At 71.4% G+C, this 14316-nt stretch carries 14 protein-coding genes; 6 read left to right on the top strand and 8 right to left on the bottom strand.

Going from position 1 to position 14316, the window contains the following annotated elements; genetic code table 11:
- The first annotated feature begins 147 nt into the window (after positions 1-147).
- From ACFC96_RS09570 to ACFC96_RS09560, 3 genes are read left to right on the top strand one after another with little or no spacing between them, the layout of a single operon-like run.
- The gene (locus ACFC96_RS09570) at positions 148-1083 is read left to right on the top strand and encodes a TauD/TfdA dioxygenase family protein (protein WP_376261566.1); all 936 of its coding nucleotides are present in this window, start codon (positions 148-150) and stop codon (positions 1081-1083) included.
- Positions 1084-1114: 31 nt separating this feature from the next.
- A complete protein-coding gene (locus ACFC96_RS09565; protein WP_376611204.1) occupies positions 1115-2419 on the top strand; it encodes an MFS transporter in 1305 nt (434 codons plus the stop codon).
- Positions 2420-2467: 48 nt separating this feature from the next.
- Positions 2468-4177 carry an aldehyde dehydrogenase family protein gene (locus ACFC96_RS09560; RefSeq protein WP_376611202.1) on the top strand — a complete coding sequence of 570 codons (1710 nt, stop codon included), beginning with the start codon at positions 2468-2470 and terminating at the stop codon, positions 4175-4177.
- 11 nt (positions 4178-4188) lie between these two features.
- Here ACFC96_RS09560 and ACFC96_RS09555 read toward each other — a convergent pair whose 3' ends face one another.
- The 6 genes from ACFC96_RS09555 to ACFC96_RS09530 all read right to left on the bottom strand — a co-directional run bounded on the left by ACFC96_RS09555 (position 4189) and on the right by ACFC96_RS09530 (position 10433).
- Positions 4189-5403, bottom strand: a complete 1215-nt coding sequence (locus ACFC96_RS09555; RefSeq protein WP_376261572.1) for a cation:proton antiporter — start codon at positions 5401-5403, stop codon at positions 4189-4191.
- Positions 5404-5663: 260 nt separating this feature from the next.
- Positions 5664-6827 carry an RNA polymerase sigma factor gene (locus ACFC96_RS09550; protein WP_376611568.1) on the bottom strand — a complete coding sequence of 388 codons (1164 nt, stop codon included), beginning with the start codon at positions 6825-6827 and terminating at the stop codon, positions 5664-5666.
- Positions 6828-6847: 20 nt separating this feature from the next.
- A complete protein-coding gene (locus tag ACFC96_RS09545) occupies positions 6848-7255 on the bottom strand; it encodes a YciI family protein (RefSeq protein WP_340460410.1) in 408 nt (135 codons plus the stop codon).
- A 169-nt stretch (positions 7256-7424) separates the two neighbouring features.
- Positions 7425-8000, bottom strand: a complete 576-nt coding sequence (locus ACFC96_RS09540; protein WP_376611200.1) for a rhodanese-like domain-containing protein — start codon at positions 7998-8000, stop codon at positions 7425-7427.
- Between the two features lie 38 nt (positions 8001-8038).
- Positions 8039-8932 (bottom strand): TSUP family transporter, encoded by an 894-nt coding sequence (locus ACFC96_RS09535; protein ID WP_376611198.1) that lies wholly within the window; start codon positions 8930-8932, stop codon positions 8039-8041.
- Between the two features lie 130 nt (positions 8933-9062).
- Positions 9063-10433, bottom strand: coding sequence for a rhodanese-like domain-containing protein (locus ACFC96_RS09530; RefSeq protein ID WP_376611196.1), 1371 nt, complete (start codon positions 10431-10433; stop codon positions 9063-9065).
- A 195-nt stretch (positions 10434-10628) separates the two neighbouring features.
- Between ACFC96_RS09530 and ACFC96_RS09525 the strand changes: the two genes are divergently transcribed.
- From ACFC96_RS09525 to ACFC96_RS09515, 3 genes are all read left to right on the top strand, one after another.
- The gene (locus ACFC96_RS09525; RefSeq protein WP_340459351.1) at positions 10629-10946 is read left to right on the top strand and encodes a metal-sensitive transcriptional regulator; all 318 of its coding nucleotides are present in this window, start codon (positions 10629-10631) and stop codon (positions 10944-10946) included.
- Positions 10947-11150: 204 nt separating this feature from the next.
- Positions 11151-12362: an MFS transporter gene (locus ACFC96_RS09520; RefSeq protein ID WP_376611194.1), complete on the top strand. Its 1212-nt coding sequence runs from the start codon at positions 11151-11153 to the stop codon at positions 12360-12362.
- Positions 12363-12430: 68 nt separating this feature from the next.
- The gene (locus ACFC96_RS09515) at positions 12431-13234 is read left to right on the top strand and encodes a hypothetical protein (RefSeq protein WP_376611193.1); all 804 of its coding nucleotides are present in this window, start codon (positions 12431-12433) and stop codon (positions 13232-13234) included.
- 120 nt (positions 13235-13354) lie between these two features.
- Here ACFC96_RS09515 and ACFC96_RS09510 read toward each other — a convergent pair whose 3' ends face one another.
- Together ACFC96_RS09510 and ACFC96_RS09505 are read right to left on the bottom strand one after the other, a co-directional pair.
- The gene (locus tag ACFC96_RS09510; RefSeq protein WP_376261583.1) at positions 13355-13564 is read right to left on the bottom strand and encodes a hypothetical protein; all 210 of its coding nucleotides are present in this window, start codon (positions 13562-13564) and stop codon (positions 13355-13357) included.
- Positions 13565-13622: 58 nt separating this feature from the next.
- Entirely contained in the window at positions 13623-13997 is a 375-nt protein-coding gene (locus ACFC96_RS09505; protein ID WP_376611191.1) for a hypothetical protein, read from the bottom strand.
- Positions 13998-14316 lie beyond the last annotated feature (319 nt).

Genomic DNA, 14316 nt, shown 5'->3' with positions numbered 1-14316 from the left:
CCCGCGCGCACTTCGCCATGCCCGGATGCCGGTTCGACGGCCCCGGACGGCACCGGAAAAACAACCCCTCCGAACCTCTTGCACCCGCGCGATCCAATATCGATACTGCCGGTTACGTAATTAGTGTTCACCGTCAGGAGGAACCGCATGCAGGCCGTCGCGTCGACCCACGTGGCCAACCCCGAGCCCGTCATGGACAAGCCGCTCATGCATTACGGCCGCCGCGTCCTGGACCGTCTCGCCCCCGGCGCCGAGCAGTCCGCGTACCGGCTGATCGACATCGACCCGCTCACCCCGCACTTCGGCGCCGTGCTCGGCGGCGTCGACCTGACCCGGCCCATCTGCGACGAACTCGCCACGGAGCTGCGGCAGGCGCTGCTGGAGTGGAAGGTGATCTTCTTCCGCGGCCAGACAGGCTTCACCGCCGAGCACCAGCTCGCGCTGTCGGGCATCTGGGGCCCGCCCGAGGCGAACCCGTTCTTCGCGAAGACCGGGACCCCGGGCATCTCCCGGCTCGCCAAGGACGCGAAGGCCGCGGGCAACAAGAACATCTGGCACAGCGACCACTCGTTCATGGTCAACCCGTCCCTCGGTGCCGTTCTGCGCGCCGTGGAGGTGCCCGCCGCGGGCGGCGACACGATGTGGGCGGACATGGGCGCCGCCTACGACAACCTTCCCGAGGACCTCAAGGAGCGCATCGAGAGCCTCACCGCCGTCCACGACTGGGAGGCCAGCTGGGGCGCCCTCATGAACGACGAGCAGAAGGCAGCCTTCCGGGAGAGCTGGCCGCAGGTCGAGCACCCCGTCGTGGTGCGCCACCCCCGCAGCGGCCGCAAGACCCTGTACGTGAACGAGCCGTTCACCCGGTACATCAAGGGCCTGTCCGAGGCGGAGAACCGTGAACTGCTCGACATCCTGGTCCTCCAGGCGCGCATCCCCGAGTTCCAGATCCGCTTCCGCTGGGAGCCCGACTCGATCGCCGTCTGGGACAACATCGCCGTCCAGCACTACGCGGTCAACGACTACTTCCCGCAGCGCCGGGTGATGGAGCGCATCGCCATCGCGGGTGTCCCGCTGTCCTGAACGCCCTCCCGCCTCTTCCTCAGGAGTACGCATGACCGCGGTACCGACCGTGCCCCCGCACCCGACACGGACCACCGGAGCCACCGGAAACAGCGGCAGCAACCGGCGCGCCTGGACGGTGACCGTCCTACTGGTGGCCTTCATGATGGTCAACTTCGCGGACAAGTCCGTCCTCGGCCTGGCCGCCGACGAGATCCGCGCGGACCTCCATCTGAGCGCCACTCAGTTCGGGCTGGCCAACAGCGCGTTCTTCCTGCTCTTCTCCGTGGCCGCGGTCGTGGCCGGGCTCGCCGCCGACCGGATGTCGCCGAAGCTGCTGCTCCTGCTGATGGCCGTCCTGTGGTCGGTCGCCCAGGTGCCCGCGGCCATCGGCGGCGGCCTCGCCGTCCTGGTCGCCTCGCGCGTCTTCCTCGGGGCGGCCGAGGGCCCCGCCTTCCCCGTCGCCCAACAGGCCACGCTGGCCTGGTTCCCCGACCACCGGCGCAATCTGCCCGGCGCGCTGATCACACTCGGCGTCACTCTCGGCGTGATCGTCTCTGCGCCGGGCCTGTCATGGGTGATCCAGCACCACGGGTGGCGGTCGGCGCTGTGGGTGCTCGCGGGCGCGGGGCTGGTGTGGGCGGCGGCCTGGGCGCTGCTCGGTGCCGATGGGCGCCACGGTGTCGTTCCGGTACGGGACGGGCGACCGCAGGAGACGCGGGCGCCTGTCCCGTACCGGAGGATCTTCGCGAGCCGTACCTGGATCGGCGCCACCCTCGCCTACTTCACCAGCTACTGGAGCGTGGCTCTCATGCTGGTCTGGCTGCCGTCCTACCTGCGCAACGCGCTCGGCTACTCGGCCCATACGGCGGGCATACTCGTCGTCGCGCCCTGGACGATCGGTGCCGTCGCGCTGCTCGCGCAGGCAGGTGTCACCGGCCGGCTGATGCGGCGCGGTACCGGCAGCCGCCGCGCCCGCGGCTGGGTGGGCGGCTGGCTGCTGGCCCTGGGCGCCGCCTGCTGTCTGGCCCTGCCACTGATCGACGGCTCGCATGCGAAGACCGTCCTCATCTCCCTCGGCTTCGGTCTCGGAGGCTCGTACGCCACGATCGCCGCAACCACCGTCGCCGAGCTCGCCCCGCCCTCCCGCAACGGAGGCGCCCTGGGCACGATGAACGCGGTGGTGACGGCGGCCGGTCTCGGCGCGCCGGCCGTCGTCGGTGCCCTCGTCGACGCCCAGGGCACCGGGGGCTACCAGAACTCCGTGCTGCTGTCCGGACTGCTCCTGGCTGTCGGAGCCGCAGCCTCCTTCCTGCTCGTCGACCCGGCGCGGGACATCCCCCGACTGACCCCCTGACGCGACGCCCCACCCCCGATCGCGCACACCCCCACAGGAGTTGACCACGTGACCGCCGCACCCGCACTCGACGCCGCACCTCTCGACCTCGCCCTCAGCGACCTGCGTGAAGGCGCCGGCTCCTGGACCGCCGTACCCCTGCCCGAGCGGATCGCCCTGCTGGAGCGGACGCTTCCGCGGATCGCCGACGGCGCTCCCGGCATGGTCGCCGACGCCGCCCGCGCCAAGGGGTACGACGCGGACTCCGGCTGGGCCGCCGAGGACTGGGTCGCCGCGCCCTGGGCACTGGCGCAGACCGTGGGCGCGTACCTGCATGTGCTGCGGCGCCTGGCCGCCGGGCACGACCCGGTGCCCGCCAGGTCCGTCCGCACCCGCGAGGGACGTACCGTCGTCGGCGTCTTCCCCGCCACGGCCACGGACCGCCTGCTGCTCAACGGCTTCACCGCCGAGGTGTGGACGCTTCCGGGCACGACCCGCGAGCAGCTCATGGCCCGCGCGGCGGGCGAGTACCGCGGGCGGCCGGGCGAACCGGCCGTCGCGCTGGTGCTCGGCGCCGGGAACGTCGCGGCGATCACGCCGCTCGACATCCTGCACAAGCTGTACGCAGAAGGCCAGGTCGTCCTCGCCAAGATGAACCCGGTCAACGCCTATCTCCGCCCACACTTCGAGAAGGTGTTCGCCGAGTTCGTGGAGCGTGGCTGGGTCCGCTTCGTCGACGGAGGCGCGGCCGAAGGCGCCTACCTCACGACCCACGAGGAAGTCGACACCATCCATGTCACCGGCAGCGAGCGCACCCATGACGCCATCGTGTGGGGCACCGGCGCGCGGGCCGAGGAACGACGGCGCGCCGACACGCCGGTCAATGACAAGCCATTCACCAGTGAGCTCGGCGGCGTCAGCCCCTGCATCGTGACGCCGGGCCCGTGGAGCGCGGCGGACTTCCGGTTCCAGGCCGAGCACATCGTGACCAGCAAGCTGAACAACTCCGGCCACAACTGCGTCGCCAGCCAGATCCTGCTCGTGCCCCGCCACTGGAACGGGACGGAGCGGCTGCTCGCCGAGATCCGGCATGTCCTGCGCGCACTGCCGCAGCGGGACGACTACTACCCCGGCGCGGCCGACCGCCTCGATTCGGTGACCGGCGCCCACCCCGAGGCCGAGGCCTACGACGACACGTGCCGCCTCCTCGTCCCGGACATCACCGACGCCGACGACCCGATGCTCACGGACGAGGTGTTCGCCAGCGCCTTGGGCGTGGTGCGTCTACCGGGCGACGACGCGCCCCAGTTCCTGCGCGCCGCCACCGAGTTCGCCAACGACAAGCTGCCCGGCACACTCGGCGCCACCCTGCTGGTGCACCCCCGCACCGAACGCGCCCACCGCGCCGCCGTCGACGAGGCCGTCGCGGCGCTGCGCTACGGCACGCTCGGCGTCAACTGCTGGTCGGCGTTCGGCTTCCTGCTGGGCTACACCCCGTGGGGCGCCCACCCCGGACACACCCGTCAGGACATCGGCAGCGGCATCGGGTTCGTCCACAACGCGTTCATGCTGGAGGACATCGAGAAGACCGTGCTGCGGGCCCCCTTCGCACCGGCGCCGCGCGGCCTGTTCACCGGCTCGCCGTCACTGTCGCCGCGCCCGCCCTACTTCGTCACCAACCGCACCGGACGCACGACGATGGAACGTCTCACGGCCTATGCCACCGACCCGAGCGCGAGCAGGCTGCCGGGCGTCTTCGCTTCGGCCCTGCGCGGCTGAGCGGGCTCCGCTCACCACGCCTCCGTCTCGGGTGCCCGGGGCAGGTGGGGTGTGACGTCACGCTCCCGGGCCCTCAGGCGCAGGGCGAGCAGCGGGAAGACGAGGACCGAGATCATCGCGGCGCCGACCAGGGCCGCCGCCTCACTCTTCTTCACGACACCGTCGGCCACGCCGATCGCCGTGATGGCCACGACGAGCGGAAGGCAGGTGGAGGAGTAGATCGTCAGCGCCCGGCGGCTGAGCGGTGACAGGTCCCGCGGCGCGAGTACGTACGTCGGCAGTCCCCGTACGACCACGAAGAGAACGAGGAAGACCGGCAGCAGCAAGAGTGCTCGACCTCCGTCGAGGAGCGACGCGAGGTCGAACTCGATGCCGGTGACGACGAAGAAGAGGGGGACGAGAAAGCCAAAACCCATCGCCTCCACCCGGGTCAGAATCACCTCGCTGCTCTCCGGCGCCGCGCCCTGGAGCACGAGCCGGGTGAGCAGTCCGGCGGCGAAGGCGCCGAGGAGCACGTCGAGGCCGAGCTCCTGCGACAGCGCCAGCATCGCCACCAGCAGGAGCATCACGAACCGCACCGCGAACTGCGCGCTGGTGTGCAGGGTGCTGCGGATGATCCGGCTGAACCACGGCCGGCGCGGGCGCAGAGCCAGGAACACGGCGCCGGCCGTGATGGCGGCGAAGACGGCGAGCACCACCGTGGCCGCCCCTGGTGTGCGGCCGCTGAGCAGTACCGCCATGGCGATGATGGGCCCGAACTCCCCGACCGCCCCGAACGCCATCATCACCGTGCCGAACCGGCCCTCCAGATCCCCGCTGTCCCGCAGGATGGGCAGCACCGTACCCAGCGCCGTACTGGTCAGCGCGGTGCCGAGGATGACGGCCCGCGCCCAGTCCAGGCCCGTCAGGGCCATTGCCACGCCCAGCCCCAGAGCCAGGGAGAGCACCCAGGCCCAGACGGATCGGCGCAGCGTGTCTCCTCGGATGGCGGCGAACTGGATCTCGTACCCGGCCAGAAAGATGAGCATCGACAGGCCGAGGTCCGAGAGGACGTCGATGACCTCTCCTCCGTGCGCCCAGTCGAGTACGTCGGGACCGATGAGGATCCCCAGCACGATCTCGAAGATGACCACGGGGATGCGGACCCACCGGCCGACGCCGTGCGCCAGCAGCGGTGCCAGAACGGCGGCCGTCATGATGAGGATGAGCGTTCCCGCCTGGCCCACACCGTCCCCCTGTTCCGAACCGGATCATGCTTTTTACGACCATCGGCCGCGCGGGCGTCCGGCGCATGCGCACGCGGACCGTGCGGGTGAGGACGCTGGCACGGAGCCGGGGTCGGTGGTACGAGGCCACGACCGCCCGGACGAACCAGCCCATTGTGCACTTGGCCACGTGAGCCTGGGTGGCCCCTCGATTGCCCGGGTGCACCCGATCGCCCGCGGTCCCGATCAGCACGCGGTGCAGCGCCCATCGGCCCGGACCGCTACGTGTCTTTCTCCAGCCGGTTCCGCCGAGACGCGTTCAGCCTCGCGGCCTGGCGCGTGAGGTGGTCGCGCTCGGCGAGGTGGGGTGCCTTCCTGGCCGCCTCCGCGTACAGCCGTGCCGCCGTCGCCAGATCGCCGGCGCGCTCGTGGAGGTACGCCGCCACCGCGGTATGGCGCGGCAGCGAGTCGCTCAGCTCCGCGAGCGCCGCCAGGCCGGCGCGTGGTCCGTCGGCCTCGCCGACGGCCACTGCGCGGTTGAGCCTGACGACCGGACTGTCCGTCAGGCGCGCGAGCTCGTCGTACCACTCGACGATCTGGACCCAGTCGGTCTCCTCGGCGGCCGGCGCGTCGGCGTGGAGCGCCGCGATGGCGGCCTGAGCCTGGAACTCGCCCAGACGGTCCCGGGCGAGGGCGGCCTGGAGGATCACGACCCCCTCGGCGATCGACTCGGTGTCCCAGCGGGCGCGGTCCTGTTCGGCGAGCGGCACCAGGCTGCCGTCGGGCGCCGTGCGAGCGGCGCGCCGGGCGTGGTGGAGCAGCATGAGGGCGAGCAGCCCCCTCACCTCGGGATGGTCGATCGCCGCCGCGAGCTGCCGGGTGAGGCGGATGGCCTCGGCGGCGAGGTCCACATCGCCGGTATAGCCCTCGTTGAAGACCAGGTAGAGGACGCGCAGCACGGTGGCGACGTCGCCGTGCCGGTCGAACCGCACGCCGGAAACGGTGCGCTTGGCCCGGCTGATGCGCTGCGCCATCGTCGCCTCGGGCACCAGGTAGGCCTGGGCGATCTGGCGGGTGGTGAGACCTCCGACGGCGCGCAGGGTGAGCGCGACGGCGGAGGACGGCGTCAGCGACGGGTGGGCGCACAGGAAGTAGAGCTGGAGCGTGTCGTCGGCCGCGGCCACGGGGCCGGGCGCCGGTTCGTCGTCGACGAGGTTCTCACGCCGGCGGCGGGCGGCGTCCGACCGGGTCGCGTCGAGGAACTTGCGCCAGGCCACGGTGACCAGCCAGCCCTTCGGGTCGCGCGGCTGCTCGACGGGCCAGACGCGGACCGCCTCGACCAGTGCGTCCTGTACGGCGTCCTCGGCCGCCGCGAAGTCGGCTCCGCGGCGGACGAGGATCGCGAGCACGCTCGGCGTGAGGCTCCTGAGCAGGGCCTCGTTCACCTGAGTGGTCACGTGGGAGGTCACTCCGTGATGGTGGGCGGCTCGGTGAGGAACGGGCGCAGTTCGAGCCACTCGTGGATCGGCCTCCCGCCCGCCCCGGGGGCGGCCGACAGTTCCCCGGCCAGTTCGACGGCGCGCTCGTAGGTGTCGACGTCGATCACCATCCAGCCGGCGATGACGTCCTTGGTCTCGGCGAACGGTCCGTCGGTGACCGGCGGGCGCCCCTCACCGTCGTAGCGCACCCACGCCCCCTCGGGGGCGAGCGCCTGGCCGTCGACGAACTCGCCGCTCTTCTCGAGCCGGTCCGCGAAGTCCCGCATGTACTGCATGTGCGCCGAGATCTCCGCGGGCGTCCACTGCTCCATGGGGACGTCGTTGACCGCGGCCGGAGCTCCCCGGTAGTGCTTCAGCAGCAGGTACTTGGCCATCGTGTTCTCCTCGGTGGTGGTGCGCCCCATTGTGGTCGCGTTCACCCCGGGGACGGAGCGGACCACGGGTTCTCGACATCGCGGTCGACATCTTTTTTCTGGTTCTCCCGGGTGGGCCCGGTGAGCGGCGTCTGCCGGGGCCGGGGCGGTCCCACGCCGCCCATCAGGATCAGTTGTTCCGCAGAGCGGCAAGGGTTGTGTCGAGGGCGGTGCGGTCGGTGCGGTTGTACGGAAGCTTCCCGAGCAGGGTGGCCATGGCGCAGCTGTTGGAGAGCGCGGAGTAGACGAGGCCGGCGGCGATGCCCGCGGAGAGCAGTTGGAAGGCGGGGTGGATCACCAGTCCCAGGAGCAGGCCGAGGAGGACGGCGGAACCCGCGGTCAGGCGGACTTGGCGGTCCATGGCCCACTTGGGTGCCGCGGTGGCGGCGGGACGGTGCAGGTCTCCTCCCGCCGCGGCCCAGGCGGCGGTTCCGCCTTCGAGGCCGGCGGCAGGGATGCCGTTGCGGGACAGGGTGACGCCGGCGTTCTGCGAGCGGGCGCCGGAAGCGCAGACCAGCAGAATGTCGCTGCGGTCGGCCGCCTCACGGAGGGTGGGCAGCGCGTGTTCGAGGTCGTCGAGGGGGATGTTGTGGGCGCCGGGCAGGTGTCCGCCGGCGTACTCGCCGGGGGTGCGTACGTCGATGACGACCAGGGTGTGCAGGCGTTCCCGGACGGCGGCGGTGGTGAGGGTGGTGGGCGTATTCATGGGTTGGTGTCGTGTCCTTCGGTTCTGGCGGGGCTGGGTCAGATGAGGCTGTCGAGGAGCATGAAGGCGGCAACGGCCAGCAGGACGTAGGCGAAGACGTGCTGCAGGCGGTGGCCGGAGATCTTCGCCGCGAGGCGCTTGCCGTCCCACGCGCCGAGGATCGCGGCCGCCGTGAAGGGGGCGATGACGGCCCAGTCGAGGCCGTCGGCGGTGCCGGTGCGGGTGGCCAGTGCGGCGAGCGAGTTGATGACGATGACGAGGAGACTCGTGCCGACGGCGGTCTTCATGCGCAGGCCGAGGATGCCGACCAGGGCGGGCACGGCGAGGAACCCTCCGCCGACGCCGAGCACCCCCGTGACGGCGCCGAGCCCGGCGCCGGACCCTGCCGCTCTGGGCGGCCGCACGGGGCGGTCCTGTGCGGGGCGGTCCTGTGCGGGGCGGTCCTGTGCGGGGCTGCCTTGTGCGGGGCCGTCTTGTACCGAGTTGCCTTGTGCGGGGCTGGCTGGCACCGGGCTGCCATGTGCGGAGCCGGCCGGCACCGGGCTGCCCTCTGCGGGGCCGTTTTGTGCCGGGCGGCCGGGACGGAGCATCCGCCAGGCGGCGAGTGCAGCTATCACCGAGAAGGCGACCGTCAGTGCGGTGGCGGGGATGTGGCCTGCCGCCAGGCCGCCGAGCATGGCCGGGCCGATTCCCGCGGCGGCGAACAGCAGGCCGGACCGCCAGCGGACGTTGCCGTCCCGCGCGTGAGCGGCCAGTGAGCTGATGGATGTCAGGGTGACGATGATCAGGCTCGCGGTGGTGGCGGCGACGGGGGTGAAGCCGAGCAGGTAGATCAGCGCGGGCACGGCCAGGACGCTGCCGCCCCCGCCGAGTCCGCCCAGTGCCAGGCCGACCACAGCGCCTGCCACCAGGGCAAGGATGAGCACGCTCATATGTGATCGGGGTCGGGACCGAGGCCCCGGTCGAGGCCGAAGCCGGGGCGGGGGCGGGGAAGGGACATGGCGGGACCAGGACTCCTACTGGTGTCGTTCAAGGGGCTCAGGCTGGTGTCGTTCAAGGGGCTCAGGCGGCGACGCTGACGGTCAGGCCGGCCTCTGCCGCCCGGTCGAAGCCGTCGTCGACGGCGACCACGTCGCGCCCGGCCGCGTCCAGCAGCGAGGCCGCGATCCCGGCCCGCATACCGCCGGCGCAGTGCACCCACACCTGCCCGGCGGGCACCTCGTCGATCCGCTGGTGCAGTGCGTGTACAGGAATGTGGACCGAGCCCTCGACGTACCCGTCGGCGCGCTCGGAGTCGCGGCGCACATCCAGGACCACCGGCGGCACCTCGGCCCGGGACAGCTCGGCGGCCAGGTCGGCGAAGACCGCCCGGCGGAACGACGCCGGAACCTGGCCGGGACGCAGCCAGTCGGACGGGCTGCCGGTGGCGGCCGCCGCGGGGTGGTCGATCCCGACCCGGACCAGTTCGCGCTGGGCGTCGGCGAGTTGCTGGGGAGTTTCGGCGAGCAGGGTGACGGGTTTGCCCCACGGGATCATCCACGCGAGGTAAGTGGCGATCTTGCCGTCGCCCTCGAAGTTGAACGAGCCGGCGACATGCCCCTGGGCGAACGCGACGCGGTTGCGCAGGTCCACGACCCATTCGCCGGCCGCGAGCCGCGCTTCGATCTCCTGGGCATCCGCGCGCCGGGGGGCGGTCAGGTCGACGGGGTCCGGGCCGGCGGAGTTGGCCGGGCCCATGTGCGCGTAATAGGCGGGGACGTCCTCCAGGCCGGCCAGCAGACCGGCGAGGAAGGAGTCGACGTCCTGGACCAGGGCCGCGTTCACGGCCTTCTCCCGGCCGATGGTGCTCGTCTCGCCCTCGGCCTGCCCGGAGGAACAGAAGCTGCCGAAGCCGTGGGTGGGCAGGATCGAGGTGTCATCGGGCAGCTCGGCGGCGAGGCGGTGCGCGGAGGCGTGCTGGGCGCGGGCCAGTGCCTCCGTGAGGCGCGGTTCGACCAGGTCGGGGCGGCCCACGGTGCCCATCAGCAGGGATCCGCCGGTGAACGCGGCGACCGGCGTCCCGGCTTCCTCCAGGACGTACGCGGTGTGGTGCGGGGTGTGGCCGGGGGTCGCCAGGGCCCGCACGGACAGTTCCTCGTCGATCTCGATGACGTCGCCGTCGTGGACCGGGACACGGGCGAAGGCGACCTGCGCGGCGGCGGGCACCAGGTAGACGGCGCCGGTGACCCGGGCCAGTTCCAGGCCGCCCGTCACGTAGTCGTTGTGGATGTGCGTCTCCACCACGTGCGTGATGCGCGCGCCGCGGCGCGCGGCCGCCGCGATCACCTGGTCGATGTCACGCGGCGGATCGACCGCCATGGCGGCCCGGGCGCCCCCGACCAGGTAGTGCCGGTTGCCCAGCCCCTCGATCTCGATGGTGTCGACGAAGAACATGTGCCGTTCACTTCCTCTGATGAATACCCCCCCGGGTATTGATGCCACCGTAACAGATTACCCCCGGGGGTATACTCGGAGGAGATTTCGCCCCGTTCATCCGGACTCGGGGATCCCGACACCGCGCCCGGCCTCGAACGCGGCAGCGGGCAGACTGGACCTCGCGCTCGTCCAACTCACCAAGGAGCCCAACGGATGACCCCGACCGTGCCGAACCCGGCCCCCAAAGCCACCGCGGCCACCACCGCCGACGACGAAGCCTCCGCGCGCGCCGTGCTCAACCGCCTGCGTCGCGCCCAGGGACAGCTGGCCGGAGTCATCACGATGGTCGAAGAAGGCCGCGACTGCCGGGACGTCGTCACCCAGCTCGCCGCGGTCAGCCGCGCGCTGGACCGCGCCGGCTTCAAGATCGTCGCCAGCCGCATGCGCGAATGCCTGACCGCCACCGAGGACGGCGGCACGCCCGCCATGAACGAGGCGGAGCTGGAAAAGCTCTTCCTCACGCTGGCCTGATCACAGCCAAGGGGGGGTGGGACACCCGCGACCCGCCCCCGGCAATACCCTCCACTCCGGAACACCGCCGCCCCGAAAGCCCCCCCCCCGCAGACGACAGCCCACGGGCTGAGCGCACCATGCCGTCCGTGCGCCCGTGCGCCCGCGGCGCGTCGGCGCACGCCGTCACAGGGCGGGACAGCTCGCGGAACTACTGTCGACCGCATGGACGGTGATCGCGGAACATGGAGCAAGTGTTCTCTTGCCGGCGCGGTGTTTGCCGTGTGTATGGCCGGGACCACCCTGCCGACCCCGCTCTACGGGCTCTACCAGGACAAGTTCGGGTTCTCCGAGCTGACGGTGACCGTCGTCTACGCGGTGTACGCCTTCGGGGTCATCGGTGTGCTGTTGCTGGCGGGCAACGCATCGGACGCCGTCGGGCGGCGGCCGGTGCTGTTGTGGGGCCTGGGGTTCGCGGCGGCCAGCGCCGTCTGCTTCCTCAGCGCCACCGGGCCGGCGTGGCTGTTCGCGGGGCGGCTGCTCTCGGGGTTTGCCGCCGGGCTGTTCACCGGGGCCGCCACCGTGTACGTGATCGAGCTGGCTCCGCGCGGCGGTGGCCCCCGGGCCACGTTCGTGGCGACCGCCGCCAACATGGGCGGGCTGGGCTGCGGTCCGCTGCTCGCCGGGCTGCTCGCCCAGTACGCCGCCTGGCCGCTGTACCTCCCCTTCGCCGTGCACCTCGCGCTGGTGGCCGCCTCGGCCGCCGTGCTGCTGTGGCTGCCGGAGACCGTGGCCGAGCGGCGGGCGCTGAGCACGGTGCGACCGCAGCGGCCGAGCCTGCCCCCTCAGGTGCGGCCGGTGTTCGGGCCCGCGGCGATCGCCTCGTTCGTGGGGTTCGCGTTGTTCGGGGTGTTCACCTCGGTCAGTCCGGCGTTCCTCTCCGAGTCCCTGGACGTGGACAACCACGCCGTGAGCGGCTTGGTTGTGGCGCTCGCCTTCTTCGCCTCGACCGCGGGGCAACTGGCGGTCACCCGGGTCGGGATGGAGCGGTCCCTGCCGCTGGGCTGTGCCGCGCTCCTCGCCGGTCTGGCGCTGCTCGCGGGCGCGTTGCGCTGGGACCTGCTGCTCCTGGTGGTGCTGAGTGCGCTCGTCGGCGGTACGGGGCAGGGACTGGCATTTCGTGCGGCGCTCGGCACGGTGGCCGAGGCGTCTCCCCCGGACCGTCGCGCGTCGGTGGTCTCCACGCTGTTCGTGGTGGCGTACGCGGGCATCTCCGTACCGGTCATCGGTGTCGGAGTGCTGACCGGCCCGATCGGCCTGGAAGGTGCCGGGCTCGTGTTCATCGCGGTCATGGCGGTCCTGGTGTCGACCGCGGGTGTCTATCTGGTCCGGCGGCCGCGTCGTACGACAGCTGAGCACGCACGCCCCGCCCCGTAGCGTCTGCGCCCGGCGCGATCGGGCGGCCGCCGACGCAACGAAGCCCTGCCCACCTCGTTGGTCAACCCATGAAGATCACCATCGCGCGGCGCCGGCTGCGCCTCATGGCGGCTGCCGTCGCCGCCCTGCCACTGGGGCTCACGGGCGCCACAAGCTCGCCAGCCGAGAGCTCCGCCGCGGTCGGTTGCCCGACGGCGGAGCTCTTCGCCACCGACAACACCGCGGTCATCACCGACCCGGACGCCCCCCGCCTTCGGACCCGTCTCACACGCTTCGACCACGAAGTGCGCGGGATCATGCGCGCCAACGGGGCCGCACCCGTCGCCTCGCAGCTCCTGGAGGGTGTCTTCTGGTCCGGCGAACTCCAGCAGGCCACCTACGAGCGCTCACGCGAGTTCGACATCGGCAGGGTCGGCCGTGACGGGCTCGACCACATCGCCGGCGTCATCGCCACGACGTACCGTCAGGAGTCCGTGCTCACCTTCCGCTGCCTGCCGCGCACATCGCCGCAGACGGACGCGCTCGAGATCGAGGCGCCCGGCGTCAGCGCGAGCCGGCTGCACGACGAGCTGGTCGCGGACCCGGTGGCCCGCGACGAACTCGGCGGCGGCTCGGTCACCGTCGACGGCCGGCTCATCCTCGTCGCCCCGCTCGCCGACCTGCCACTGGCCCGGGAATTCGCGGCCAAGCTCGGTGTCGACCGGCGGACGGCCCAAGTGCACTACGGCGACAGGGAATTCGTGAGTCGAACCAGGAGCGTGCCGGCACTCTCACGGCCTAGGGCCTGTCGTCATATTCCCGTCGTCCGCCCGAGGGGCGGGCCCGGCGGCGTCTGGTGCGTGCGATCGCAAGGCGCCGGAGAGTCCTTGTAGCGGAGCTACAAGGACTTTTCGGCAACGTCGCATGGGGGTCCCCCCTGCTCGAGCAAAGCCGAGAGCTAGGGGGAGTGCGTGCCAGACGCCGCCGGGCAGACGGGAATGTGACGAAAGGTCCTAGGCACCACCGGCTCGCCCGTTCGGCCCCGCGGGGTGCTCGGCCGGACCGGGTGCCGGCCGGGCGCCCGCATGGCCGTTGAGCGCATAGGCCATCTGGTACCGCGCCTCTTCGGCCACCAGGCGGGCCTCCGCCACGACGTCACCGCGTTCACGTACCAGGCTCTCGTAGACCGGCAGATGGTCGTTTCCGGTTGAGCTGGGATTCACAGGGCTGGTCCTTCTCGGTATGTGGGGCGGCCGTCCGGCAATGCGGGCTCAATCGCCGTCACACGCGGTTGAGCCGCGCGGCGATCCCGTGCCCGACCAGCAGGTAAATCACTGCCGGCAGGCCGTAATTGAGGAGAACGCGAAGGCCTTCCGTGTCCATGGTGAAAACATCCTGTGACCACCAGGCCAGCCAGTCGGCCGTTCCGTGCACGAATCCGACGAAGACGTTGCCCTGGTTGGCTCCGAGCAGGTAGAGCAGAATCCACAGACCCAGGAACGCGGCGGCTATGTCGGCGATGGTGTGGATGACCAGCCCCGCCCGCCGGGCACCGCCCTCGCGCCGCTCAGGGCGCCGAGGCTGCTGCGGGGGCTGCGGGGGTTGCTGGTACTGGTCGTAAGGGTGGGGTCCGGCCATCGGGTCGGTATTGCTCATGGGAATCCAATCTGACGCGTGTGCTTTGCAGGTCGAGACAGGGGCGAAATCGCCTCCTGGATCTCTCAGGTCTATAGCCTGCCGCACCACGCACACCAGGCGTCGCGCGGGCCCGTACAACTCTGCGTCACCCAACCGCCATCGCGTTACACGGGCATCGGAATATCCCAAATATGGCCAGGTATTCGGCAACTTGCCTCAATGCGCGAGCGGGGGATCCATTTCACCGACGGACGCCTCATACCCGTGTGCCCATTTCGTGTGTCTCACGTGATGCCTTTATGTGAATAGGTCACGCACTGTTCACGCCTCGGCGGAC

This window comes from Streptomyces sp. NPDC055955 (assembly GCF_042270245.1).
In the GTDB taxonomy this organism is placed as follows: domain Bacteria; phylum Actinomycetota; class Actinomycetes; order Streptomycetales; family Streptomycetaceae; genus Streptomyces.
This window is presented reverse-complemented; position numbering and strand designations above follow the sequence as displayed.